This window comes from Yersinia frederiksenii ATCC 33641, assembly GCF_000754805.1.
GTDB classification, from domain to species: domain Bacteria; phylum Pseudomonadota; class Gammaproteobacteria; order Enterobacterales; family Enterobacteriaceae; genus Yersinia; species Yersinia frederiksenii.
This window is the reverse complement of sequence record NZ_KN150731.1, coordinates 2,120,172-2,145,645: the sequence shown is the minus strand read 5'-3', so window position 1 is coordinate 2,145,645 and position 25,474 is coordinate 2,120,172. Positions and strand designations below refer to the sequence as shown.

Sequence of the window (25,474 nt, the reverse complement as noted above, 5' to 3'; positions counted from 1 at the left end):
CAGATTCATTGCTGTTGAACTCTTTTTCTGACTATCCATTCCAGACCCATCAAAGAACCAATAAGTAAATAGCTCAAGCCACCGTTATACAAAACCCATAAATGCATATTGCTGTACAAACAAGTAGCTAGAGAAATAGTGCCATTTACAGCAAAAAAAACGCACCATACCAGCGTGACTTTGCGGGTATAAGCCACCGCTTGGGGAGATAATTCGGGTTCAGCCAGTCTTGCCAATCGTTCAATGATGGGAGGGGGATAAAACAGAGAATAGGCAAACAGTGACAGCAATAGGATATTTACCACAACCGGATAAAACAACAACCACTGCGCCTTCCCTAACCCCCAACTTGCCAAAGACAGAATGATACCTGTAACTGCCAGCGCTTTACCTAACCAAAGTTGTTGTTTAATTTGATGACGCACGACAAAGAGCCGCAGTGTAAACATCAATAACAGTATGGGGGCTAATACCTGCATTCCCCAGTACGTCAAACCGAACCACACAGCCAACGGATAGGCAATAAATGCAATAACGGTAAAAATTTTGAGCAAAATAGTCAGGCGACCAATGAATAAATTACTTTGATTAGTTGTCACCTGATTCCACCACTTACGATTTGGTGTTTAATAAATTGTCGACAGCATCGACAACATCTTGCACAGTTCGAACTGATTTGAACATTTCTGGCATTATTTTTTTACCAGTCACTTTCTGTAAATGCACAACCAAATCGACAGCATCAATACTGTCTAATTCTAATTCTTCATACAGCCGTGATTCTGGCTTGATATCAGCTTCATCAATTTCGAAAAGCTTAACCAGAAGGATTTTAATCTGCTGATATATCTCTTGTTTTTCCATTATTGCACTATCCTGTTAGTTACGCTGTTCAGAAATAAATTTCGCGAGCGTTTCTACCGAATAAAAGTGTTGGCGCATATCTTCACTCTCCGCCGAGAGCACAACGCTATATCGGTTTTTTAATGCTAATCCAAGTTCTAGCGCATCAATGGAATCCAGGCCTAAACCATCACCAAATAATGCAGCCTGCGAATCAATATCATCCACTGACATTCCTTCCAGATTTAAGGCATCAATAATTAGCTGTTTAATCTCACTACTCAGTAATTCCATTAATTCGTTCTCTTAGATTCAGGCATTAATGCACAGGTTAAATGCTTAGTAAGTCGTCTTGCCGCCAGCGCTAACGATAACTCGTTAGCTTGAATAAAATCACTGGTATTGATTTTATTTTGAACAATAATATTAAATTGAGGTTTGATCGGTGGGATATTATACCATTTAAGCTCTTTAGTCAGCATTGGCGGGTTACAATCAATAAACACCACTCGAATATCACATCCACTATGTAATGCAATATTAGCCGCTCCTCGTTGCAGGCTCAGTATACTCCCCGCTGTTGTTCTCGTCCCCTCAGGAAATATAAGAATACTCCCACCTAGAGCTAAACGAGATTGACAATGTGCTAATAATTTATCTGATTCAGCATTAACTAAATAACCAGCAGACTTAATAACGCCAGAGACAAATATATTGTTTAGTAATGCTTCTTTGACAATACAATCACACCTGGGCATATGTGCTGCTAGTAACACATAGTCTAATAAGCTGGGATGGTTAGCAACAATCAAACACCCTGCATCTTCAGCGAATAATTCACTATTTTTTATCTGGTAATCAAAAACACCAAGAAATCTGGCGACTCGCAGAAACAGTTGAAAACTATAACGAATACTCAGTTGAGTAACTCGACTGCGTACGGTCTCAGAGCGAACAATGAGACGAAGGAAGGAAAACCAGACAATAGATAATATCAGCCCCCCAAGACCAAAAAGTGCAAAGCAAAAACCTGTCGCCACAACCCGCCATAAGCGATTAAGTAAAGAAGAATGCTGGGAGGCAGTCTGTACTGCGAGAGAGCTGTCCATCACTGACTCCATTGCCAATTATTCTGCTGACCAGGTACAACAAAAGAAGCTTTTTTACTCAACCAATTACGTAAGAAGCTAAGACCTTGAGGTAATCCAGACTCATAAGAATCAATCGAAGAGATACGTTCACACTGTAAATCATCACCCGCAGTTAACAGTAATGCCAAAGCATAGGGCAACCCTATTGGAGAAGTCTGAGAATGATAAAAATCAGGCATAATCCCATCGAAATCGACCAATAATACACGCTCAGCACCGCTGGCAAGCATCCCCATTGCCTCAATAATACCTTGCTGGAAACTATCCACTCCAGCGGCAAGAGAAGCCACTGGCATTGCTATATTCCCAGCAATAGTCAGCCATCCTGAGGCTGTATTATGCACTGACATAGCAAAATCAGTCGGAGAGATATTCTGCTGAGAATGGAGACACTGTAAGATTTTATAAGTGCGTTCTAATTCGCCATGACGACTGGTAAAAATCGCCATATCAGCAGTGGTTCCTTCTAACAGTGAAAGACCTGCTGCAACGGCTAACCGGCTACCTGTACTCATTCTTCTAGCTGACATCATAGGTATATGCGATGACTTGGGTAAATCTCCCAACCATGAGGTTCGGAGTTCAGGCTCTTGCGCCCAAACAACCCAATCCTGATGTATCCCCATACCAGGAGCTAAAGCACACCAGTTCAATACATTCAAAGAATGAGCCACAGTATCAGAAATTCCCAAGTAGCAAAGCAAGGTAATTTATTCTATTTTTAGATAAAAAGCATTTAAAAATTGTCTTAATTATGACTTTGTTTAATTAATAAATCATTTAGCTTTGCCATTCAAATTAGCAGGAGAAAATATATTATATATCGGCACTAATTTAATATTCTTTAGATAAAGTTAAAATAAATTCACAGTGAAAGTGAAAATAAAAAACAAGACAAAGTTATAATATAAATTTTACATTTATTTAAAATAAATTAAACATAAGAATATTTGTGTATTCGAATAAGTCAGAGTATTTTATCTCTGTTGCATAGCATATCTGCGTTATTCCCCTCATGAATAACATAAAAATCATTAGTAAATTGGAATATCATGAAAATATTAAAATCACTTCTAGTCGGATTAGTATCTATTGTATTTATTGCTGGCTGTGCTGGTACAACCCCAATCCAAGATGTAAACCAAACAGTGATGGGTAGTCATACTGCTTCAGAAGTACAAAGAGCCATTTTAGCTGGCGGGATAAGCCGTGGCTGGATAATGGTACCCGCTTCTGAAGGTGTGATTAATGGCAAATTAATCAATCGCGATCATATCGTTGAGATAAGAATTAATTACAGTGCTAATGATTACCAAATAAAATACGTTGGCAGCACTAACATGGATGCAAAGAATGGGAAAATACATTCAAAATATAATCGCTGGATCGCTAACTTGAACAAAGACATCCAGACCAAACTCGTTCAGCCATTAGCATAAAATCCTTTTATAACAAAAGATTACATTAATTTCTTGTTCACCATTCCAATTGAACAACGTCGAATGGTGGGCAATTACCTGAATTACGAGGACGTTAGCTTGCGCTACGGATATGATAAAGACCAAATTAGTGCTTTGGCGGCAATCACTGAAGCTCAGAAAATAGCTTTTGCCCCGATGCTATTTCAAGCCGCACTTAACCTGAGAGAATCAGGGATCCTAGCCGCATTAGATGAATCAGGTAAAAATGGCATTACACTGGATGAGCTTGATACCCTTTGTCCACTCAGTCGATATGCAATCAGCATCCTGCTAGATATGGGGCTTAGTGGCAATATTCTCTACCAGCGGGAGAAACGATTTTATCTCGGAAAGGTTGGTCACTACTTATTACATGACCAAATGACCCGCGTAAATATGGATTTTACACAAGATGTTTGTTACCAGGGTTTATTCAATTTAAAAGAAGCACTAGAGACGGGAAAGCCAGCCGGACTGTCAGTCTTTGGCGAATGGCCCACTATTTATCCTGCACTGAATGAGTTACCGACTGCTGCTCGTGAAAGTTGGTTCGCTTTTGATCACTTTTATTCCGATAATGCTTTTCAACTTGCACTAAAAACCATTTTTGATCTTGAACCAAAGCATATATATGACATTGGTGCCAATACAGGTAAATGGGCTTTGCAGTGTGCGGCTTATGACCCTGACGTGAAGATAACATTGTTAGATTTGCCACAACAGCTAGTGTTAGCTAACGAAAACGTCAAAAGTAAAGGTCTTAGCCACCGTATTAGTACCTATCCTGTCGATCTATTATTAGCTGATAAGCTACCAAATGATGCTGATGTTTGGTGGATGAGCCAATTTCTAGACTGTTTTAGTGAAGAAAGAATTGTACATATTCTCAAGCTTATTCACCGGGCGATGAAGCCTGACAGCTACGTATGTATCATGGAGATATTTTGGGATAGGCAACAATTCGAAGCTGGCGCATTTAGCCTAAACGCTTCCTCTCTCTATTTTACATGTATGGCTAATGGCAATAGCCGTTTTTATCATTCTGATACTTTTTACCAATGCTTAGCTGCTGCAGGATTCTATATCGAGAAAGATATTGATGGCCTTGGTATTGGACATACATTATTAATTTGCCGTAAAGAACCTGCTTAACTATTAAGCCCTCGATGGGAGGGCTTAATATCTCTGTAGTCCTCATCTCTATTACCCTCCCCTTAGCCAAACAGCTCTATTTATATAAGCATATACTGAGTAACCAACGGGATTTAAAAAATAGTCTATAAAGTAGAAATGTTTGAGAAGTAAATGCTGCCATGAAAGGTTATTGATGGGCTTTTATAGAGGGATAAATCTAGCTGATTGCGATTTTATAATGCAAAAAACCCCCGAATCATAGATTCAGGGGTTTTGCAATAAGTGGCGGAACGGACGGGGCTCGAACCCGCGACCCCCTGCGTGACAGGCAGGTATTCTAACCAACTGAACTACCGCTCCACCGATTCTTTTACGTGTATCTTCCTGATACTTACCCTCTTCAGGGCCAGCGTTCCTCGCTGTGCAAAACCGCTCATGGCGATTTTGTCCATCACCAGATGTCACTCTGATAATGCGTGTTTGATGCCTGGCAGTGTCCTACTCTCGCATGGGGAGACCCCACACTACCATCGGCGCTACGGCGTTTCACTTCTGAGTTCGGCATGGGTTCAGGTGGGTCCACCGCGCTATGGCCGCCAGGCAAATTCTGTTTCAATCAACCCGCCACATGATGTCTATCACGCAGCCAGCCAATTCAATCTGTAAACATCGCTGAAAATCAATTCTCAAATAACAAAAACACCTTGGGTGTTGTAAGGTTAAGCCTCACGGATCATTAGTACTGGTTAGCTCAATGCATCGCTGCACTTACACACCCAGCCTATCAACGTCATAGTCTTTAACGTTCCTTCAGGGGGCTTAAAGCCCCAGGGAAGACTCATCTCGAGGCAAGTTTCCCGCTTAGATGCTTTCAGCGGTTATCTCTTCCGAATTTAGCTACCGGGCAGTGCCATTGGCATGACAACCCGAACACCAGTGATTCGTCCACTCCGGTCCTCTCGTACTAGGAGCAGCCCCTCTCAATCTTCCAACGCCCACGGCAGATAGGGACCGAACTGTCTCACGACGTTCTAAACCCAGCTCGCGTACCACTTTAAATGGCGAACAGCCATACCCTTGGGACCTACTTCAGCCCCAGGATGTGATGAGCCGACATCGAGGTGCCAAACACCGCCGTCGATATGAACTCTTGGGCGGTATCAGCCTGTTATCCCCGGAGTACCTTTTATCCGTTGAGCGATGGCCCTTCCATTCAGAACCACCGGATCACTAAGACCTACTTTCGTACCTGCTCGAGCCGTCACTCTCGCAGTCAAGCTAGCTTATGCCTTTGCACTAACCTCACGATGTCCGACCGTGATTAGCTAACCTTCGTGCTCCTCCGTTACTCTTTGGGAGGAGACCGCCCCAGTCAAACTACCCACCAGACACTGTCCTCACCCCGGATCACGGGGCCGAGTTAGAACATCAAACATTAAAGGGTGGTATTTCAAGGTTGGCTCCATGCAGACTGGCGTCCACACTTCGATGCCTCCCACCTATCCTACACATCAAGGCTCAATGTTCAGTGTCAAGCTATAGTAAAGGTTCACGGGGTCTTTCCGTCTTGCCGCGGGTACACTGCATCTTCACAGCGAGTTCAATTTCACTGAGTCTCGGGTGGAGACAGCCTGGCCATCATTACGCCATTCGTGCAGGTCGGAACTTACCCGACAAGGAATTTCGCTACCTTAGGACCGTTATAGTTACGGCCGCCGTTTACTGGGGCTTCGATCAAGAGCTTCGCCTTGCGGCTGACCCCATCAATTAACCTTCCAGCACCGGGCAGGCGTCACACCGTATACGTCCACTTTCGTGTTTGCACAGTGCTGTGTTTTTATTAAACAGTTGCAGCCAGCTGGTATCTGCGACTGGCTTCGGCTACGAGAGCAAGTCTCTTTACCTAATGCCAGCGTGCCTTCTCCCGAAGTTACGGCACCATTTTGCCTAGTTCCTTCACCCGAGTTCTCTCAAGCGCCTGAGTATTCTCTACCTGACCACCTGTGTCGGTTTGGGGTACGATTCAATGTTACCTGATGCTTAGAGGCTTTTCCTGGAAGCTTGGCATCAACTACTTCTGCACCGTAGTGCATCGTCATCACACCTCAGCGTTGATAAGCAACCGGATTTACCAGGTCACTCCGCCTACATGCTTAAACCGGGACAACCGTCGCCCGGCTAGCCTAGCCTTCTCCGTCCCCCCTTCGCAGTAACACCGAGTACAGGAATATTAACCTGTTTCCCATCGACTACGCTTTTCAGCCTCGCCTTAGGGGTCGACTCACCCTGCCCCGATTAACGTTGGACAGGAACCCTTGGTCTTCCGGCGTGCGGGTTTTTCACCCGCATTATCGTTACTTATGTCAGCATTCGCACTTCTGATACCTCCAGCAGACCTCACAGTCCACCTTCAACGGCTTACAGAACGCTCCCCTACCCAACAACACCTAAGTGTCGCTGCCGCAGCTTCGGTGCATGGTTTAGCCCCGTTACATCTTCCGCGCAGGCCGACTCGACCAGTGAGCTATTACGCTTTCTTTAAATGATGGCTGCTTCTAAGCCAACATCCTGGCTGTCTATGCCTTCCCACATCGTTTCCCACTTAACCATGACTTTGGGACCTTAGCTGGCGGTCTGGGTTGTTTCCCTCTTCACGACGGACGTTAGCACCCGCCGTGTGTCTCCCGTGATAACATTCTTCGGTATTCGGAGTTTGCATCGGTTTGGTAAGTCGGGATGACCCCCTAGCCGAAACAGTGCTCTACCCCCGAAGATGAGTTCACGAGGCGCTACCTAAATAGCTTTCGGGGAGAACCAGCTATCTCCCGGTTTGATTGGCCTTTCACCCCCAGCCACAAGTCATCCGCTAATTTTTCAACATTAGTCGGTTCGGTCCTCCAGTTAGTGTTACCCAACCTTCAACCTGCCCATGGCTAGATCACCGGGTTTCGGGTCTATACCTTGCAACTAGACGCCCAGTTAAGACTCGGTTTCCCTACGGCTCCCCTATTCGGTTAACCTTGCTACAAAATATAAGTCGCTGACCCATTATACAAAAGGTACGCAGTCACACCACGAAGGTGCTCCCACTGCTTGTACGTACACGGTTTCAGGTTCTATTTCACTCCCCTCGCCGGGGTTCTTTTCGCCTTTCCCTCACGGTACTGGTTCACTATCGGTCAGTCAGGAGTATTTAGCCTTGGAGGATGGTCCCCCCATATTCAGACAGGATGTCACGTGTCCCGCCCTACTCATCGAGTTCACAGTAAGTGTGTTTTTGTGTACGGGAGTATCACCCTGTACCCTGCGACTTTCCAGACGCTTCCACTAACACACAGACTGATTCAGACTCTGGGCTCCTCCCCGTTCGCTCGCCGCTACTGGGGGAATCTCGGTTGATTTCTTTTCCTCGGGGTACTTAGATGTTTCAGTTCCCCCGGTTCGCCTTGCATGGCTATGTATTCACCATGCAATAGTGCAACGAATTGCACTGGGTTTCCCCATTCGGGTATCGTCGGTTGTAACGCTTCATATCAGCTTACCGACGCTTTTCGCAGATTAGCACGCCCTTCATCGCCTCTGACTGCCTAGGCATCCACCGTGTACGCTTAGTCGCTTAACCTCACAACCCGAAGGTGTCTTTCGACAACTTGCGTTGTGATTATTTGAGAGACTCTATTACAGGTTACTCCTTATCTCAGTACATCTACGGAGAGATAAGTTTCAGCTGTAATGTTTCAATTTTCAGCTTGTTCCAGATTGTTAAAGAGCAATATCTTAAACACGACTCGTTAAAGTCATCTTTAAGATACTTTGTGGTTCATCAAGAACCGGTGATAATGTCTTTCACACATTATCGGATTGGCGTCCCCAAGGGGATTCGAACCCCTGTTACAGCCGTGAAAGGGCAGTGTCCTAGGCCTCTAGACGATGGGGACACGAAATTCCGATTAAACCGAAATCTAACCGTTTCGTATCAGCATGAGTCGAAACTCACGACATCAACAGGTGCGCTTGCTCGTTTACATTCATCAGACAATCTGTGTGGACACTACGCAATGCGTATCGTTAGGTAAGGAGGTGATCCAACCGCAGGTTCCCCTACGGTTACCTTGTTACGACTTCACCCCAGTCATGAATCACAAAGTGGTAAGCGCCCTCCCGAAGGTTAAGCTACCTACTTCTTTTGCAACCCACTCCCATGGTGTGACGGGCGGTGTGTACAAGGCCCGGGAACGTATTCACCGTAGCATTCTGATCTACGATTACTAGCGATTCCGACTTCATGGAGTCGAGTTGCAGACTCCAATCCGGACTACGACAGACTTTATGTGGTCCGCTTGCTCTCGCGAGTTCGCTTCACTTTGTATCTGCCATTGTAGCACGTGTGTAGCCCTACTCGTAAGGGCCATGATGACTTGACGTCATCCCCACCTTCCTCCGGTTTGTCACCGGCAGTCTCCTTTGAGTTCCCACCATTACGTGCTGGCAACAAAGGATAAGGGTTGCGCTCGTTGCGGGACTTAACCCAACATTTCACAACACGAGCTGACGACAGCCATGCAGCACCTGTCTCACAGTTCCCGAAGGCACCGAAGCATCTCTGCTAAGTTCTGTGGATGTCAAGAGTAGGTAAGGTTCTTCGCGTTGCATCGAATTAAACCACATGCTCCACCGCTTGTGCGGGCCCCCGTCAATTCATTTGAGTTTTAACCTTGCGGCCGTACTCCCCAGGCGGTCGACTTAACGCGTTAGCTCCGGAAGCCACGCCTCAAGGGCACAACCTCCAAGTCGACATCGTTTACAGCGTGGACTACCAGGGTATCTAATCCTGTTTGCTCCCCACGCTTTCGCACCTGAGCGTCAGTCTTTGTCCAGGGGGCCGCCTTCGCCACCGGTATTCCTCCAGATCTCTACGCATTTCACCGCTACACCTGGAATTCTACCCCCCTCTACAAGACTCTAGCTTGCCAGTTTCAAATGCAGTTCCCACGTTAAGCGCGGGGATTTCACATCTGACTTAACAAACCGCCTGCGTGCGCTTTACGCCCAGTAATTCCGATTAACGCTTGCACCCTCCGTATTACCGCGGCTGCTGGCACGGAGTTAGCCGGTGCTTCTTCTGCGAGTAACGTCAATGATTGAGCGTATTAAACTCAACCCCTTCCTCCTCGCTGAAAGTGCTTTACAACCCGAAGGCCTTCTTCACACACGCGGCATGGCTGCATCAGGCTTGCGCCCATTGTGCAATATTCCCCACTGCTGCCTCCCGTAGGAGTCTGGACCGTGTCTCAGTTCCAGTGTGGCTGGTCATCCTCTCAGACCAGCTAGGGATCGTCGCCTAGGTGAGCCATTACCCCACCTACTAGCTAATCCCATCTGGGCACATCCGATGGCGTGAGGCCCGAAGGTCCCCCACTTTGCTCTTACGAGGTCATGCGGTATTAGCTACCGTTTCCAGTAGTTATCCCCCTCCATCAGGCAGTTTCCCAGACATTACTCACCCGTCCGCCGCTCGCCGGCAAAGTAGTAAACTACTTCCCGCTGCCGCTCGACTTGCATGTGTTAGGCCTGCCGCCAGCGTTCAATCTGAGCCATGATCAAACTCTTCAATTTAAGATTTGTTTGATTTGCTTAATTAAAAGCGATGCTCAAAGATTACTTTCTGCAAATATGCATTCGAACCGAAGTTCAAATGTGTACTGCTTTGGTCACTCTTCAAGACTTTGATATTACTTCTGCCTGTCGAAACAGGCTTCGATATCGTCTTGCGAGTGCCCACACAGATTGTCTGATAAATTGTTAAAGAGCGTTCGTTACCCGTTTGCCTTGCGGCGAATCTTACGGTAACGCGGGAGGCAGATAATACGCTTTCCCGCTACAGAGTCAACCACTTAATCAGTTAATTTTCTCTGCTCTTCCCGGCCACTCTGTGAAGTTGCTCACAGCGCCGTGTCGATGGATGCGCATTATAGGGAGCTGCTTCAGAATGGCAAGGGTTTATAGTAAAGTTTTTTTCGATTGCTGGTTATTTGAACGCAACGACTATATATGACGCGTTTTTATCGCTTTTGGCAGTTCTGCCAGGCTATTTAGCACCCAATCAGCGCTAGCCTCACCTTCAACGGTTACCGGCTTGCCGGTGCGAACCAATACTTTAGTACCGATATTTGCCGCTGCTGCGGCCTGCATATCTTCAATTTTATCGCCAACCATATAAGAAGAAGCCATATCGATGTTCAATTCGCTTTGTGCTTGCAGTAACATGCCCGGCAATGGCTTGCGGCATTCACATGTTTCACGGAACTCCGCTACACTGGCGTCGGGGTGATGTGGACAAAAATAGATGCCATCCAAATCAACACCACGGTCGGCAAGGGACCAATCCATCCACTCGGTTAGGCTTAAGAATTGCTCTTCGGTAAAAATACCGCGTGCAATGCCCGACTGATTGGTGATCAGAACCAAAGCAAAACCCATTTCTTTCAATTCACGGCAAGCATCAATAACACCGTCGATAAACTGAAAATTATCAATTTCGTGGACATAACCGTGATCGACATTAATTGTACCATCACGGTCTAAAAATATTGCAGGGACGGGCTGAGTCACTTATTTGCTCCTAAGGGCTGTAAACCCCGTTAGTATCGCATGTTTCATTGCCGATTGAGAATGGAAGAGAATCGGTGTTGCCAGTTGACTTAGCCGTCTAGACGCCTTAACATCCAATCCATACTTTGGTTCTACTGAAGTTTACTTTTTATCTAGCCACGGAAACGACGATAAAATAAGAATAATATGATTAAACTTTCTCACATCAGCAAAGTGTTCCAGCAGGGTTCGCGCACGATTACCGCGCTTTCAGACGTGACGCTACACGTCCCCGCAGGGCAAATTTATGGCGTTATTGGTGCTTCAGGTGCCGGTAAAAGTACCCTAATACGGTGCGCCAATATGTTAGAGCGACCGACCAGCGGACAAGTTCTGGTTGATGGGCAAGATCTGACAACCTTATCTGAAGGCCAATTGACGCGCGCACGTCGTCAAATAGGCATGATTTTCCAGCATTTCAACCTGCTCTCTTCCCGTACGGTGTATGGCAATATCGCGCTGCCCCTAGAATTGGATAACACTTCGCGTGCAGATATAAAGAAGAGAGTGACTGAGCTATTAGATTTGGTCGGCCTGTCCGATAAGCAGGATGCTTACCCAGCAAATCTGTCCGGTGGGCAGAAACAGCGTGTGGCTATCGCCCGTGCCTTGGCCAGTAATCCTAAAGTTTTGTTGTGTGATGAAGCCACCAGCGCACTGGACCCGGCAACAACCCGCTCAATTCTGGAACTGTTAAAAGATATCAATCGCCGTTTAGGTCTGACAATTTTGTTGATCACCCATGAAATGGATGTAGTGAAACGTATCTGTGATCAGGTGGCGGTCATCAGCGAAGGTAAATTGATTGAAAAAGATAGCGTTAGCGAAGTGTTCTCTCACCCGAAAACTCCGCTCGCTCAGCAATTCATCCAATCAACCTTGCATCTGGATATTCCGGAAGATTACGCCCAGCGTATGACTCAAGAGCCAAGCACAGACCGAGTGCCCCTGCTGAAGTTGGAATTCACCGGCCAGTCAGTTGATGCGCCGTTAATTTCACAAGCAGTACGCCGCTTTAATATTGATATCGGCATTCTTAGCTCGCAGATGGATTATGCCGGTGGCGTTAAATTTGGGGTCATGCTGGCTGAGGTGCATGGCGACACTCAAGATGGCCTCGCTGCCATTAAGTTCTTACAAGATCATCATGTAAAAGTAGAGGTTCTGGGTTATGTCTGAGGCAATGATGTGGTTAATGGCCCGAGGCGTCTGGGAAACTCTAATGATGACCTTCGTGTCCGGTTTCTTTGGCTTTGTCCTAGGGTTGCCGGTTGGGGTGCTACTGTATGTCACTCGTCCAGGGCAAATTATTGCGAATAATAAGATTTACCGAACCCTGTCTGGCGTGGTGAATATCTTCCGTTCCATACCTTTTATTATCTTACTGGTATGGATGATTCCATTCACTCGTATGATTGTCGGTACTTCTATCGGTTTACAAGCAGCAATTGTACCGTTAACTGTGGGCGCAGCACCTTTTATAGCCCGCATGGTGGAAAATGCTCTGTTGGAAATTCCATCTGGTTTGGTTGAGGCAGCACGTGCAATGGGCGCGACGCCAATGCAAATTATCAAGAAGGTGTTGCTGCCCGAGGCTCTTCCAGGCTTAGTGAATGCAGCCACAATTACCTTAATTACCCTGGTGGGCTATTCCGCTATGGGGGGTGCAGTAGGAGCCGGTGGCTTAGGCCAAATCGGCTATCAGTATGGTTACATTGGTTATAACGCCACTGTAATGAATACAGTATTAGTATTGTTAGTAATTCTGGTTTATCTGATTCAGTTCAGTGGCGATCGGATCGTAAAAGCCGTTACCCATAAATAGTGATTAATACATAAATTACCCAAAGGACTTGGGGCTGCAGGTAGGCAGCAAGCGAATGAATCCTGATGAGCTTACTTAAATAAGTGATTCAGGTGAGTGAACGTGGCTAACCACCCTGTAGCCCAAAGTATGAAGGGTATAGCGACTGCCTCACACAGCGGCGCATCTTAACGAATGTCTATAGAGGAAGGGATATGTCTTTAAAATTCAAATCTATCGCGGCAGTCAGTGCACTGATTGGTACTCTGGCACTGGTAGGCTGTGGCCCAGCAGAGAAAGATCCAAACCACATTAAAGTGGGTGTTATTGTCGGTGCTGAGCAACAAGTTGCAGAAGTGGCTCAGAAAGTAGCAAAAGACAAATACGGCTTGGATGTTGAGCTAGTGACATTCAACGACTATGTATTACCAAACGAAGCATTGAGCAAAGGTGATATCGACCTGAATGCTTTCCAGCATAAGCCTTATCTGGATCAACAAATTAAAGATCGCGGCTACAAACTGGTTGCTGTTGGTAATTCATTCGTTTACCCGATTGCCGGTTATTCTAAAAAAATTAAGTCGTTAGAAGAACTGCAGCCGGGTTCTCAGGTAGCCTTGCCGAATGACCCGACTAACCTAGGCCGTTCTCTGTTGCTGCTGGAAAAAGTGGGCCTGATCAAACTGAAAGATGGTGTTGGCCTGCTGCCAACCGTGCTGGATGTGGTTGAGAATCCAAAAAACCTGAAATTGGTTGAACTGGAAGCCCCTCAGTTGCCACGTTCTTTGGATGACCAACAAATCGCTTTGGCGGTCATCAATACCACTTACGCTAGCCAAATTGGCCTGACACCAGCGAAAGATGGCCTGTTTGTGGAAGATAAAGAATCACCTTACGTGAACCTGATCGTAGCCCGCGAAGATAATAAAGATGCGGAAAACGTGAAGAAATTCGTACAGGCTTACCAGTCTGACGAAGTTTATGATGCAGCAAACAAAGCCTTCAATGGTGGTGCAGTCAAAGGCTGGTAATCGCTAATTGACTATTTCACTGAACACTCGGTTTACTGAATTCAGTATTTGCTAAATATATTGCAAGACGGGCCAAGGCCCGTCTTGTTATTTGCATAATAGATTGCTTCAATAGCGCCTCTTAAATAAAAAAGGCTGAGGAATTTCTATGCGTGCGTTACCTCTGTGTCTGTTGGCCCTTTCGCTAACTGGATGCTCCGTGCTTCAATCAAAGCCATCCACCACAGATAGTCCGGTTAAGCAACCCGCTCCGGTTGCCAAACCCAGCCCTACGGTTGCCCCTCGTCCGGCACCAGTAAAACTGTATAAAAGTGCTGAAGAGCTTGTTGGCAAGCCTTTCCGCGACTTAGGAGAAGTGTCCGGTGAGTCGTGCCAATCCACCGTTCAAGACTCCCCACCGAGTCTCGCAGCAGCTCGTAAAAGGATGCAAAACCGTGCATCTTATATGAAAGCCAATGCGGTCTTACTGCATCAATGTGAAATACTCAGTGGTGTCCCCGGCTGTTATCAACAAGCTGTGTGTCAAGGCTCCGCACTGAATGTTTCATCAAAATGAGTGTATTTTCCTTTAATCAGATCGGTGTCATCCGCTCGCCCTATAAAGAAAAGTTTGCGGTACCGCGGCAGCCCGGTTTGATTGAAGATGGCGGAGGAGAGCTACAACTTCTGGCGCCCTATAACCAACCGGAAGCCGTGCGCGGCTTATCTGATTTCAGCCATTTATGGGTGATGTTTGTTTTCCATCAGACCATGGATGGTGGTTGGCGCCCAACAGTTCGCCCTCCACGTCTGGGAGGCAATGCCCGAATGGGAGTATTTGCCACCCGCTCCACCTTTCGCCCCAACCCGATTGGGATGTCTCTGATTGAACTGAAAGCAGTGCATTGCCGTGGCGGAGAGGTGATTTTAGAGTTAGGCAGCCTGGATTTGGTTGATGGTACCCCGGTGATTGATATCAAGCCCTATCTGCCTTTTGCCGAGAGTCAGCCATTGGCACGAGCCGGTTTTGCTCAAGCAGCCCCTGATGCCGATATGCAAGTTTGCTTTTCCATCACCGCTGAGCAACAGTTGGTACAACAGCAACAACGCCATCCACATTTGCGGCGTTTTATCACTCAGGTATTGGCCCAAGACCCACGCCCTGCCTACCGTAAAGAAGATAGTGAAAGCCGAGAATATGCTGTTCTACTGCTGGAATTCAATGTGCGTTGGCGAGTTATTGGCCAGCAAACGACCGTGTTATCTATCGACCATCGCTAAATTTCAGTCTGCTCTCTTTTGACAACCCGCACTCGCTGGTAAACTAAATTACTTTTTACTTTTTTGGCTGCTCTAAACCAATAGATTTCAAGTACAGAAAGGCGGCAAGCGAGAACATCCCGATGAGCTTACATAAGTATGTGATTCGGGTAATTGAGCGTAGCCAACACACCTGTAACTTGAAAGATGACGGATATAATTGCAGTGCTAATGGAACCAAAACATCATGCGTACTAGCCAATATTTGCTCTCCACTCTGAAGGAGACACCTGCTGATGCTGAAGTTATCAGTCACCAACTGATGCTCCGCGCCGGGATGATCCGTAAACTGGCCTCAGGTCTTTATACCTGGCTGCCGACCGGGGTTCGGGTGTTGAAGAAAGTCGAAAACATCGTGCGCGAAGAAATGAATAACGCCGGTGCTATCGAAGTTTCCATGCCAGTCGTACAGCCGGCTGATTTGTGGCAAGAGAGTGGCCGCTGGGAACAATACGGTCCTGAGCTGTTACGTTTTGTTGATCGTGGCGAGCGCCCTTTTGTACTCGGTCCAACGCATGAAGAAGTGATTACTGACTTGATTCGCGGGGAGATTAACTCTTACAAACAATTACCGCTGAATTTCTTCCAGATCCAGACCAAGTTCCGTGACGAAGTTCGCCCACGTTTTGGTGTGATGCGCGCACGCGAATTCCTGATGAAAGATGCTTACTCTTTCCATACCACTCAGGAATCCCTGCAAGAAACTTACGATGCGATGTATGCCGCATATAGTAAGATTTTCGAACGTATGGATCTGAATTTCCGTGCTGTACTGGCAGACACGGGTTCCATCGGTGGCAGTGCATCACATGAATTCCAAGTGCTGGCGGAAAGTGGCGAAGACGATATCGTATTCTCAACCGGTTCTGACTATGCTGCTAACATCGAGTTTGCTGAAGCGATGGCCCCTTCGGAGCCACGCGCGGCAGCGGCAGAAGAACTGCGGATCATTGATACACCAAATGCCAAAACCATTGCTGACTTGGTTGAGCAGTTCCAAATGCCAATCGAGAAAACGGTTAAAACTCTGATGGTTCACGCTCAGGAAGAAAGCGGCCATAAACTGGTTGCTTTGTTGGTTCGTGGCGATCACGAATTGAACGAAATCAAGGCGGAGAAACTACCTCAAGTTGCCAAACCACTGACTTTCGCTACCGAAGAAGAAATTCGAGCTATCGTCGGCGCAGGCCCTGGCTCTCTCGGCCCAATCAACTTGCCGATACCCGTTGTTATCGACCGTAGCGTAGCAGTGATGAGTGACTTTGGTGCGGGCGCGAATATCGACGGTAAACATTACTTTGGCATTAACTGGGAGCGTGATTTACCGCTGCCTCAGGTTGCTGATTTACGTAATGTCGTTGAAGGCGATATCAGCCCCGACGGAAAAGGCACACTGCAAATCAAACGCGGTATTGAAGTTGGGCATATCTTCCAGTTAGGGAGCAAATACTCGGAAGCAATGAAAGCGACGGTTCAGGGCGAAGATGGCCGTAACCAAGTGATGACCATGGGTTGTTACGGTATCGGAGTTTCCCGTGTAGTTGCTGCGGCAATCGAGCAAAATCATGATGACCGTGGCATTATTTGGCCAGATGCTATCGCCCCATTCCAGGTCGCCATCTTACCCATGAATATGCACAAATCTTTCCGAGTGAAAGAACTGGCAGAAGAACTGTATGCCACTCTGCGTTCTCATGGTATTGACGTTATTCTCGACGACCGTAAAGAGCGCCCGGGCGTGATGTTTGCTGATATGGAGTTGATTGGCGTACCACACAATATCGTTATTGGTGATCGTAATCTCGACAGCGAAGAAGTGGAATACAAAAATCGCCGTGCTGGCGAGAAACAAATGATTAAAACTAACGAAATCATTGAGTTCCTACTGAGCCAAATTAAACGTTAATTTAGCGTTAGTAACACACCCAATGAGTCATTGGGTGCTTTACTTACCCAGCCGCTGGAGAGTGAATAACGACCAGCGGCTTTTTATTGCTTCAATTTCAAAAGCAAAGGGTCGAATTATTTGCTATCGCAATTTTTATTCGCGATAAACTGAATGTTATCTGCCGGGATTAGCGTCTTATCTGACCGCCCCTCTTCCATTGACGGCCGGATATCAAAATGACCGTTAAGCCGCAGGAATACTGGCTCTCCTGCATTTTTACGAGCATTCAAATACCCCTTTTCCAAGGCAATATTATTCTCTACTGGGAAAGTTTTGCCCGTGGCACAATCGGTAAACACTGCCGCATCAGCGAAGTATTTATACATCCCGCTTAATGGCATAGGCGTTTTAGGCAAAGGTTCTTCGCTCGGTACCAACTGATAGTTCAAACTAGATTTAATCAGCAAGCCTTGTATATCAAGCATCACCAGATTTTTACCTACTGGCTGGAAATAACGTTTTTCACCCTGCCCATTGGTTAATACTAATTTATCGGCAGTACGTGCCCAGGTGCCATATTCAGCAAAAGATTCGTCGCCATTTTTACTACCTTGATAGGTTTCTTTCAGGACGAAGGTCCCATCGCTATCAAGAAACAGTGAGGTATCCAAACCACTGCAATCTGCGCAAGGTAGCACCCCGTGATAACTTTGCTGCATGGGTTGTAAATCCTGTTCAACCGGCTGATGGCGGTTATTACAGCCCAATAATGACAGCGCACCTACTGCCAAAAACAGCGTTATTGCTAATTTACTCACAGTCATTCTCCCATACTGTGTCCGATATATAAGGAATGAGGCCGTATCGAGCGCAATCTATAACACTGACAGATATGGGCATCACTCCTGATGTATTTTACCGCGCAGCGCTTTTGTTGCTCCTTTGCGGACTTTGCTTTCAACTCGCCTAATTTTTGAGCCTTTGGTCGGTTTCGTCGCCCGGCGTGTTTTTTCCACCACCATAGCTTGACGAATCAATGCCACCAGCCGCTGCTGTGCAGCCTCGCGATTCATATCCTGGCTGCGGTATTCTTGCGCTTTGATGATGATGACCCCTTCGGCGGTCATCAAATGGCTATTGAGCGCTAATAACCTTTCTTTATAGTACTCTGGCAGGCTTGAGGCCTTAATGTCAAAGCGCAAATGGATAGCCGTTGAGGTTTTATTAACATGCTGCCCTCCTGCGCCTTGAGCTCGAATTGCCGTCAGCTCAATCTCACTATCGGCTAGGCTGATATTATTGGATATAATCAACACACTTATTGCCCGTTGCCTTGCCATTCATCAAAACTAATTTCCAAATTATTCAGAGCATCTGATAGCCAAATAGTTCCTTCTTGCAGCGTAGCCTGTAATGACATATTGCGAGCAGATAATGCCGCTAACTTTGCCATCTGTTCATCATCCAGGAAACGCACTCGAAGATTACGGTGGCCAGATAACTTTCCCTGAACCTGTGGCCACCACACTTTGGCAGCACGTTCACTGTAAGCATAGAGCACAACTTGCTGTGACTGATTACAGGCTTTACGTAGCCGTTTCTCTTCAGGAAGCCCTAGTTCAACCCATAATTCGATGCCATTATGATCATTGTGACGCCAGATTTCTGGCTCATCATCGGCGCTCAACCCTTTGGTAAACTGCAAACGTTCATCAGCATGGCAAATCCATGCCAATAAACGCAGCATCATACGTTGGTCCGTTTCTGAGGGATGTTGCGCTATTGTCAGGTTAATATCCTGAAAAAAATTACGATCCATATCGGCGATATTAATTGCGGCTTTATGGATGGTTGCTTTTAGTGCCATGAGTGACCTCTTAATTATCTGGCGGACAGTGTACTTGATTAGGCCTGCCAGCAGCCAGCCAACCCTGCATAAAGAGAGTTATTAGTGCCATCAATACTAAAAAGAAACCTTCGTTTCCACTCTAATATCTCTATCACTCCTGTGCTATAGTCCTTATAAGTTCAGAGTTTATCTTCGTAGTTTGACAGCGTGGTGTTTCCGCTGAGAATCTACCGGGTTAAACTTTTCCGGGAGGATTATTGTGCAGCAATACTGTGAATTAGTACGCCGTTTTTATGCCGAAATTGGAAGCGGTGACCGTGGCTATGTGCCAGACGCACTGCGTTGTGTATTGAAAGCATTGGACGAAGTTGCGGCTAACGACGCACTCCCGTCCTCCGTTAGGGAACAGGCGGCCTATGCCGCTGCTAACTTATTGGTGAGCGATTATGTTGATGAACGATGAATATCAACCCATCAATTGCGATGACTACGATAATCTGGAACTCGCCTGCCAACATCACCTAATACTGACGTTGAAGTTGAGAGGTGGCGAGATCGTAGAGGGTAAAGCTGTCGATCTGCTGCTAAGAAAAAAAGTCGAATACTTGATTGTTGAGCAGGAAGGGAAAGAGCGTGAACTACGTCTTGACCATATAGCCAGCTTCAGTCACCCTGAAATAGGGACTGTAATAGTTAGCGCATCATAATTTCCATGCAGTTACTAACAGGCCGCTGAAAAGCGGCCTGTTTTGTATCCGGCTTTCAAACTTACTGAATACCCATAATTTCATGCGTCATGATAAGCTTATCCGAGTCTCGTTAGGGTTTTAAACTGGCATAATATGCAGCCAGATCCGAAAAATCTTCATCCGACAACTGAGAAACATAAGCGCGCATCACTTCAGCCTGCCCCCCTGTACGGTTGCCCTTTTTATAAGCGGCGAGAGACTGCTCAAGATAAACTGAGTTTTGCCCCGCTAAACTGGGATACATCGGCACCGAGGTTTTACCATTCATACCATGGCAAGCGACACAAGTGGCTGACTTCGCCCGGCCCGCTTCAATGTCATTTTTGGCCAACGCTGAAAAGCTACATAAGCCTAACACCACTAAACTGACGACTAATTTCATCATTGCTCCTCAAAAATAAATCACATTAACTATTTTTATTTTTTAATACCGCAGTGTTCCAATCCAGATGCCAGCATAGCTCACCTTCATTAGCCTGACCCGCCTGCGTGACAAAGACACCCGCAGCCGCAATTAATTGCTCGCCAAAGTACAGCAGTGGAATACGTTCCCGCAGCCAAGGGGGAATGCCCAATTCCTGCCATATCTTCTTGCTATGGCGCGAATGTTGCCGCCCAACAATTTTTATCTCCCCTTGCAAACCAAAACGTATATTTATTTCTTCACCAATAGCGGCAGCTCTAACAGCTTGCCCGCCATCAGCAACAAAACTCAACACACCAAGATTGGCAGGTAAAACCAAGGGTTCCGGTACTGTTGCAGTTTTGTCTGGGGCCGCCAGAACAGTAGCCCAAGTCAGATGCGGTGCTCTTATCTCTGCCAGCGGTGGTAATAGATATAAATATTGCCGAAAGCGGCGAACCTGATGTGACCCGATAATCAGTTGAGGTTCGGCATCCGCTCTGGCCATGGCAACCTCCAGCCATAAACGTTGCAGTTGGCTCTGCGACGGCATTGAAGCACCACATCCAGCCAGCCAACGCCGTAACAGTGCCGCACGCTTAGCTTCCGAAGCAAGTAATAAGCCAGCAATAGATAACGCGCCTTCAGGATTTTGTAGCTGCTGTAAATTATCGGCTAGTAACTCATCCAGCAATTGCTCCTGCTCAGCACACAAACTGGCACTACGCGCCGTGGCTTGAGCAAAGTGCGGCCAGCGCTGATTGAGCAAAGGTAAGACTTTTAATCGCAGGAAATTGCGATCAAAGCGATCATCTTGATTACTGTCGTCTTCAATCCACTGTAGCTGCTGTGCTCGAGCATAGTTTTCTAGTATTTCGCGCGAGAATGCCAGTAGTGGCCGCAGTAGCTGGCTGTGCGCAAAAGGCATTTTAGCCGCCATCGCAGATAAACCCGCAGGGCCGCTGCCACGTTTGAGTGCTAATAAGAAGGTTTCACACTGATCATCCAGGTGTTGGGCGGTAAGTAGCACTTCATCAGCCGCTAAATGTGAAGAGAATGCCTGATAACGGGCGGTTCTGGCAGCGGCTTCAATACCAGAGTGACGAGCGTCAATACTCACTCGCACCACTTCTAACGGAATTCTCCATTGTTTACATTGCTGCTGGCAATGCATTACCCAGCTATCAGCCTGTGGATTTAGTCCGTGGTGAATATGAATGGCGCGAATCTTCAACTCAGGAATAAGTTGATCACGCAGGCAAACTAATAAATGCAGCAGTACGCTGGAATCCAAACCACCACTGAACCCAACTAATACCCGCCGCTGTTCGCCCAATTGCGCGAATAACGGGTTAAGCAAAACATTGGGTGCCGAGGAAGTGGTGTTCATATTATTCCGGTATCAATTCATAGAGCTCCAGAGGTAAACCATCTGGGTCATTAAAGAAAGTAAAACGTGATTCGGTATAGGGATCAATGCGAATCGCTTCGCAAATTACCCCAGCAGCCTCAAGTTCCCGGACCGCCAGCTCAATATCATCAACCTGAAAAGCCAGGTGTCGTAAACCACAAGCTTCCGGGCGGCTAGGTCGTGGTGTCGGGGCAGGAAAAGAGAATAACTCAATAAGATATTGTCCATTTAGCGCAAGATCAGCTTTCCATGAGTCTCGAGCTTCACGATAGACTTCACTCATTAGGCTAAAACCCAATACCTCGCAGTAAAATTTCTTACTTGCCTGATAATCTGAACCAATTATCGCAATATGATGAACCTGACGTATTGCCAGCATGTGTTTTAGCCTAGTTAATTTTCAGTACATTGACCCAATAACGCCCATCATCGCTGCGTTTGGCACCATGGATATCTGTCTCAAATCCGGGGTAATGTTCGCCAATAGCCCCCAGCAACAGTAGGAAATCCAATACTGCCCGGCTCTTCTCAGTAATCATTTCGCCGGGCATCACCAGCGGCACTCCTGGTGGATAAGGTAAGATCATATTAGCGACCACTTTGCCAATCAAATCGGCCATATCGCAAGCGACTATATTACCGCGGATCTGTTGCTGGAACATATTATACGGCGTGAGTTTCATCTCTGGCAGCACATCAAATGACTGGCGCATCAGGCGAGGCAAATCATGCTGGCGGATCAGTTGATGGATACCGGCCGCCAGATCCTGGATGCGCATATGGCGGTAAAAGTCCGGATCCACAGCAAACAGATCCGGAAGCATATTTTTAACTCGCAAATTAAGATCAAAAGCACGTTTAAACTCGGTCAATCCACGTAGTAAACTCATTGCCTTGGTTTTATCAATACCAATACTGAATAAGAACAGTAAATTATATGGGCCGGTTTTTTCTACCACGATACCGCGCTCATCTAAAAATTTAGCGACCAACGCGGCAGGGATCCCCTCATCTTCAAGTTCACCTTCAGGGCTCATCCCCGGCGTCAAGATAGTCACTTTGATAGGATCCAGATACATATGATCTGCATCTACATTGCTAAAACCATGCCACTTCTGCCCCGGCTGTAGTGGCCAACAGGCGATTTCGTCAATGGCCTCAGGTTGCCAAACATCAAAAAACCAGTTATCGCATTCCGAGCGTAAACGTCGTACCTCTTTACGGAAATGCATCGCCCGTTCGATGGAACGCATAATCATCCGTCGACCCGGCTTGCCCCGCATCATTGCTGCCGCAGTCTCCATTGAGGCGACGATACTGTAATTTGGTGAGGTGGTGGTATGCATCATATAAGCTTCATTAAAAGTGCCTTCATTGTAATCACCTTTAATGTGAATCATCGAAGCTTGAGAGAATGCGGCCAGTAATTTATGCGTCGATTGCGTTTCATAAAATACTTTCCCTGCAATCCGCTCCCCACTCATGCCACTTTTTCCCTCATAGATCTCATGAAAGTTAGTATAAGGAACCCACGCCGAGTCAAAATGAATGGAAGGCACATCCAGTACTTTCTTAATATAGTCCGTATTATAGAGCAAACCATCATAGGTCGAGTTGGTAATGACCGCATGTACCGGCCAGTCGGCATTGTTAGTTTGTGCAACTTTCTCTGCAATAGACTCTCTGGTAAATTCACGCTGCGGTATGCCGCCTAAAATGCCATATGCATTACGAGCAGGATGTAAATAGAGCGGAATAATATCGCTCATCATTAGAAGATGCGTCAGAGACTTATGGCAATTACGATCTATTAATACCGTGCTACCTGCAGGGGATGAGTACATACCGATAATTTTATTTGCCGTCGATGTGCCATTCGTCACCATATAACTCTGTTCAGCATTGAAAGTGCGGGCAATATACTCTTCAGCTTCCAGATGCGGCCCGCTATGATCTAATAATGATCCCAATTCAGTGACTGATATTGAAATATCCGCTTTGAGGGTATTGGCACCAAAAAAATCATAGAACAAGCTACCTATTGGGCTTTTTTGGAAGGCCGTTCCTGCCATATGCCCTGGTGTACAAAAGGTATATTTCCCTTCTTTGACATAATTAAATAGTGCCTTAGTTAAAGGCGGAGTAATGCTATCCATATACTCTGTCGTATATTGTTCAATATGCTGTGCAATATCTTCTGCAGCATTCAGAGCATATTCAAAGAAATAAAGAGCCATGCGCATTTCATTCAAACTCACATCGAGTGAAGATGTCGTATTGATGAAGGCATAGAGAGGAAGATATTCGTTTAGCTCGTTAATTTCAGCACACAGCTCTGTACTGTGCTGATCCCAATCAAAAATAACACCAATAATCCGTGCATTGTGCTCGATCAGTTTGAGTAGATCGCCATGATCCTTGGGATAAATCAGCTGGAAACCTCTGTTGAGCAGAGCATCATTCAACTCGCGAATAGGTTCATCTTTATAGTAGACCCCCATTGGCCCCATGATGGCGATGATATTCATTGGTGAATCCTCAAATTGTTCACTAATCATCTATAACAACATGAAAATTCCACCTAGGGTACCTTTTACCTGAAAATTATGAGGCTAGGCATTACTTTGAGATAAATACTCGATTGGCAGCATGATAATTAAATAATACTGCTCTGTTATTTATCGTTATTGCTAAACGTTGTGCAGATATAACATCGTGAGATGAGCTTGGCAGGATTAACGAGACATTTATAAACAAAAATCCGGTACATAATATATGCACCGGATTTCAATAGCTAACTTAGATGACCAACAATCTGGACACTATTACTCAGCAATAACCGTAATTCATCAGACGCTGATAACGGCGATTCAGTAGCTCTTCATTGTTCAGAACGTCTAAATCACTGAGATCCGCCAGAAGCTGTGCTTTCAGTGAAGCCGCAATCGCAGTGTAATCGCGATGTGCACCACCTAACGGCTCAGGGATCACCGAGTCGATCATTTTCAGTTCTTTCAGCCGATGGGCGGTAATACCCATAGCTTCTGCAGCTAATGGTGCTTTATCTGCACTTTTCCACAAGATAGAAGCGCAACCTTCCGGAGAGATAACAGAATAAGTGCTGTATTGCAGCATATTCACTTTATCGCCAACACCGATTGCCAATGCACCACCGGAGCCACCTTCACCAATGACGGTACAAACGATAGGTACATTCAGGCGCGACATTTCGCGCAAGTTACGCGCGATGGCTTCAGATTGACCACGTTCTTCAGCACCCACACCAGGATAAGCCCCTGGCGTATCAATGAAAGTAATGATCGGCAGCTTAAAACGCTCGGCCATTTCCATCAGACGCAATGCTTTACGATAACCTTCTGGTGCTGGCATACCAAAGTTACGGCGGATCTTCTCTTTGGTGTCACGGCCTTTTTGATGACCAATGATCATCACCGGACGACCATCCAGACGTGCGATACCACCAACGATAGCTTTATCGTCGGCATAAGCACGATCACCTGCCAGCTCTTCGAAATCGGTAAAGATATTAGCGATATAATCCAGGGTGTAAGGGCGACCAGGATGGCGTGCCAATTGGGCAATTTGCCATGCGCCAAGATCCGAGAATATCTTCCGCGTCAGTTCGACACTTTTCTCACGTAGACGCTGAACCTCTTCGTCCAGATTAATATCTAATTTTTCGTCTTGACGGCTGACTGCGGTCAGCGAGTCAATTTTCGCTTCCAGCTCTGCAATCGGCTGTTCAAAATCAAGAAAATTCAGACTCATAGCATTCCTATT

General features: G+C 46.3%; 24 protein-coding genes, 2 tRNA genes and 3 rRNA genes. 10 read left to right on the top strand and 19 right to left on the bottom strand.

The window, feature by feature from the left end; translation table 11 throughout:
* Window positions 1-5: 5 nt before the first annotated feature.
* From DJ58_RS12240 to DJ58_RS0121775, 5 genes are read right to left on the bottom strand one after another with little or no spacing between them, the layout of a single operon-like run.
* The gene (locus DJ58_RS12240) at window positions 6-599 is read right to left on the bottom strand and encodes a COG4648 family protein (RefSeq protein WP_004711670.1); all 594 of its coding nucleotides are present in this window, start codon (window positions 597-599) and stop codon (window positions 6-8) included.
* Between the two features lie 13 nt (window positions 600-612).
* Window positions 613-864 carry an acyl carrier protein gene (locus DJ58_RS12245; protein WP_004711672.1) on the bottom strand — a complete coding sequence of 84 codons (252 nt, stop codon included), beginning with the start codon at window positions 862-864 and terminating at the stop codon, window positions 613-615.
* Between the two features lie 15 nt (window positions 865-879).
* The gene (locus tag DJ58_RS12250; RefSeq protein WP_032911715.1) at window positions 880-1,137 is read right to left on the bottom strand and encodes a phosphopantetheine-binding protein; all 258 of its coding nucleotides are present in this window, start codon (window positions 1,135-1,137) and stop codon (window positions 880-882) included.
* A complete protein-coding gene (locus DJ58_RS12255) occupies window positions 1,137-1,952 on the bottom strand; it encodes a lysophospholipid acyltransferase family protein (protein WP_004711675.1) in 816 nt (271 codons plus the stop codon). The genes DJ58_RS12250 and DJ58_RS12255 overlap by 1 nt, the downstream gene beginning before the upstream one ends.
* Window positions 1,952-2,668, bottom strand: coding sequence for a beta-ketoacyl synthase chain length factor (locus tag DJ58_RS0121775; RefSeq protein ID WP_032911716.1), 717 nt, complete (start codon window positions 2,666-2,668; stop codon window positions 1,952-1,954). Before DJ58_RS0121775 ends, DJ58_RS12255 begins: the two co-directional genes overlap by 1 nt.
* A 378-nt stretch (window positions 2,669-3,046) precedes the next feature.
* On the opposite strand from DJ58_RS0121775, the gene DJ58_RS12260 reads away from it, so the two are divergent.
* Complete coding sequence (locus tag DJ58_RS12260) at window positions 3,047-3,433, top strand: hypothetical protein (protein WP_032911717.1); 387 nt, start codon at window positions 3,047-3,049, stop codon at window positions 3,431-3,433.
* Window positions 3,434-3,532: 99 nt separating this feature from the next.
* Window positions 3,533-4,606, top strand: coding sequence for a methyltransferase (locus tag DJ58_RS12265; protein WP_032911722.1), 1,074 nt, complete (start codon window positions 3,533-3,535; stop codon window positions 4,604-4,606).
* A gap of 265 nt (window positions 4,607-4,871) precedes the next feature.
* Here DJ58_RS12265 and DJ58_RS12270 read toward each other — a convergent pair.
* The 6 genes from DJ58_RS12270 to gmhB form a co-directional block, all read right to left on the bottom strand.
* Window positions 4,872-4,948 (bottom strand) — tRNA-Asp (locus DJ58_RS12270).
* Between the two features lie 125 nt (window positions 4,949-5,073).
* Window positions 5,074-5,189 (bottom strand): 5S ribosomal RNA (gene rrf / locus DJ58_RS12275).
* A gap of 114 nt (window positions 5,190-5,303) precedes the next feature.
* Window positions 5,304-8,210: ribosomal RNA gene (locus DJ58_RS12280) — 23S ribosomal RNA — on the bottom strand.
* 240 nt (window positions 8,211-8,450) lie between these two features.
* Window positions 8,451-8,526: transfer RNA gene (locus tag DJ58_RS12285), tRNA-Glu, on the bottom strand.
* Between the two features lie 135 nt (window positions 8,527-8,661).
* Window positions 8,662-10,204: ribosomal RNA gene (locus DJ58_RS12290) — 16S ribosomal RNA — on the bottom strand.
* Together the 16S, 23S and 5S rRNA genes with 2 tRNA genes alongside form the textbook arrangement of a ribosomal RNA operon.
* 429 nt (window positions 10,205-10,633) lie before the next feature.
* Window positions 10,634-11,200, bottom strand: a complete 567-nt coding sequence (gene gmhB / locus DJ58_RS12295) for a D-glycero-beta-D-manno-heptose 1,7-bisphosphate 7-phosphatase (RefSeq protein WP_004706671.1) — start codon at window positions 11,198-11,200, stop codon at window positions 10,634-10,636.
* A gap of 186 nt (window positions 11,201-11,386) precedes the next feature.
* Between gmhB and metN the strand changes: the two genes are divergently transcribed.
* The 6 genes from metN (at window position 11,387) to proS (ending at window position 17,279) form a co-directional block, all read left to right on the top strand.
* Window positions 11,387-12,418, top strand: a complete 1,032-nt coding sequence (metN, locus tag DJ58_RS12300; RefSeq protein WP_004706672.1) for a methionine ABC transporter ATP-binding protein MetN — start codon at window positions 11,387-11,389, stop codon at window positions 12,416-12,418.
* Window positions 12,411-13,064, top strand: coding sequence for a methionine ABC transporter permease MetI (locus tag DJ58_RS12305; protein ID WP_032817044.1), 654 nt, complete (start codon window positions 12,411-12,413; stop codon window positions 13,062-13,064). Before metN ends, DJ58_RS12305 begins: the two co-directional genes overlap by 8 nt.
* Before the next feature lie 194 nt (window positions 13,065-13,258).
* Window positions 13,259-14,074 carry a MetQ/NlpA family lipoprotein gene (locus DJ58_RS12310; RefSeq protein ID WP_004706674.1) on the top strand — a complete coding sequence of 272 codons (816 nt, stop codon included), beginning with the start codon at window positions 13,259-13,261 and terminating at the stop codon, window positions 14,072-14,074.
* Window positions 14,075-14,222: 148 nt separating this feature from the next.
* Window positions 14,223-14,630: an Rcs stress response system protein RcsF gene (gene rcsF / locus DJ58_RS12315; protein WP_032910233.1), complete on the top strand. Its 408-nt coding sequence runs from the start codon at window positions 14,223-14,225 to the stop codon at window positions 14,628-14,630.
* The gene (gene tsaA, locus DJ58_RS12320) at window positions 14,627-15,334 is read left to right on the top strand and encodes a tRNA (N6-threonylcarbamoyladenosine(37)-N6)-methyltransferase TrmO (protein ID WP_004706676.1); all 708 of its coding nucleotides are present in this window, start codon (window positions 14,627-14,629) and stop codon (window positions 15,332-15,334) included. The genes rcsF and tsaA overlap by 4 nt, the downstream gene beginning before the upstream one ends.
* 226 nt (window positions 15,335-15,560) lie before the next feature.
* Window positions 15,561-17,279: a proline--tRNA ligase gene (gene proS / locus DJ58_RS12325; protein ID WP_004706677.1), complete on the top strand. Its 1,719-nt coding sequence runs from the start codon at window positions 15,561-15,563 to the stop codon at window positions 17,277-17,279.
* A gap of 116 nt (window positions 17,280-17,395) precedes the next feature.
* On the opposite strand, the gene nlpE is transcribed toward proS, so the two are convergent.
* The 3 genes from nlpE to DJ58_RS12340 form a co-directional block, all read right to left on the bottom strand.
* Window positions 17,396-18,079, bottom strand: coding sequence for an envelope stress response activation lipoprotein NlpE (nlpE, locus tag DJ58_RS12330; RefSeq protein ID WP_004706678.1), 684 nt, complete (start codon window positions 18,077-18,079; stop codon window positions 17,396-17,398).
* An 81-nt stretch (window positions 18,080-18,160) separates the two neighbouring features.
* The gene (arfB, locus tag DJ58_RS12335; protein WP_032913234.1) at window positions 18,161-18,577 is read right to left on the bottom strand and encodes an alternative ribosome rescue aminoacyl-tRNA hydrolase ArfB; all 417 of its coding nucleotides are present in this window, start codon (window positions 18,575-18,577) and stop codon (window positions 18,161-18,163) included.
* 2 nt (window positions 18,578-18,579) lie between these two features.
* Entirely contained in the window at window positions 18,580-19,128 is a 549-nt protein-coding gene (locus DJ58_RS12340; RefSeq protein ID WP_004706680.1) for a YaeQ family protein, read from the bottom strand.
* Between the two features lie 241 nt (window positions 19,129-19,369).
* On the opposite strand from DJ58_RS12340, the gene DJ58_RS12345 reads away from it, so the two are divergent.
* Together DJ58_RS12345 and rof are read left to right on the top strand one after the other, a co-directional pair.
* On the top strand, window positions 19,370-19,573 hold the full coding sequence (locus DJ58_RS12345; RefSeq protein WP_004706681.1) for a YaeP family protein: 204 nt from the start codon (window positions 19,370-19,372) through the stop codon (window positions 19,571-19,573).
* The gene (gene rof, locus DJ58_RS12350) at window positions 19,557-19,817 is read left to right on the top strand and encodes a Rho-binding antiterminator (protein WP_032910235.1); all 261 of its coding nucleotides are present in this window, start codon (window positions 19,557-19,559) and stop codon (window positions 19,815-19,817) included. The genes DJ58_RS12345 and rof overlap by 17 nt, the downstream gene beginning before the upstream one ends.
* Before the next feature lie 112 nt (window positions 19,818-19,929).
* On the opposite strand, the gene DJ58_RS12355 is transcribed toward rof, so the two are convergent.
* The 5 genes from DJ58_RS12355 to accA all read right to left on the bottom strand — a co-directional run bounded on the left by DJ58_RS12355 (window position 19,930) and on the right by accA (window position 25,462).
* Window positions 19,930-20,244, bottom strand: a complete 315-nt coding sequence (locus tag DJ58_RS12355; RefSeq protein ID WP_004706683.1) for a c-type cytochrome — start codon at window positions 20,242-20,244, stop codon at window positions 19,930-19,932.
* 22 nt (window positions 20,245-20,266) lie between these two features.
* The gene (tilS, locus tag DJ58_RS12360; RefSeq protein ID WP_004706684.1) at window positions 20,267-21,652 is read right to left on the bottom strand and encodes a tRNA lysidine(34) synthetase TilS; all 1,386 of its coding nucleotides are present in this window, start codon (window positions 21,650-21,652) and stop codon (window positions 20,267-20,269) included.
* A 1-nt stretch (window position 21,653) separates the two neighbouring features.
* Complete coding sequence (locus tag DJ58_RS12365; RefSeq protein ID WP_004706685.1) at window positions 21,654-22,052, bottom strand: VOC family protein; 399 nt, start codon at window positions 22,050-22,052, stop codon at window positions 21,654-21,656.
* Window positions 22,053-22,062: 10 nt separating this feature from the next.
* Complete coding sequence (locus tag DJ58_RS12370; protein ID WP_032910237.1) at window positions 22,063-24,201, bottom strand: lysine decarboxylase LdcC; 2,139 nt, start codon at window positions 24,199-24,201, stop codon at window positions 22,063-22,065.
* Between the two features lie 301 nt (window positions 24,202-24,502).
* Window positions 24,503-25,462, bottom strand: coding sequence for an acetyl-CoA carboxylase carboxyl transferase subunit alpha (gene accA, locus DJ58_RS12375; protein WP_004706687.1), 960 nt, complete (start codon window positions 25,460-25,462; stop codon window positions 24,503-24,505).
* Window positions 25,463-25,474: the final 12 nt, after the last annotated feature.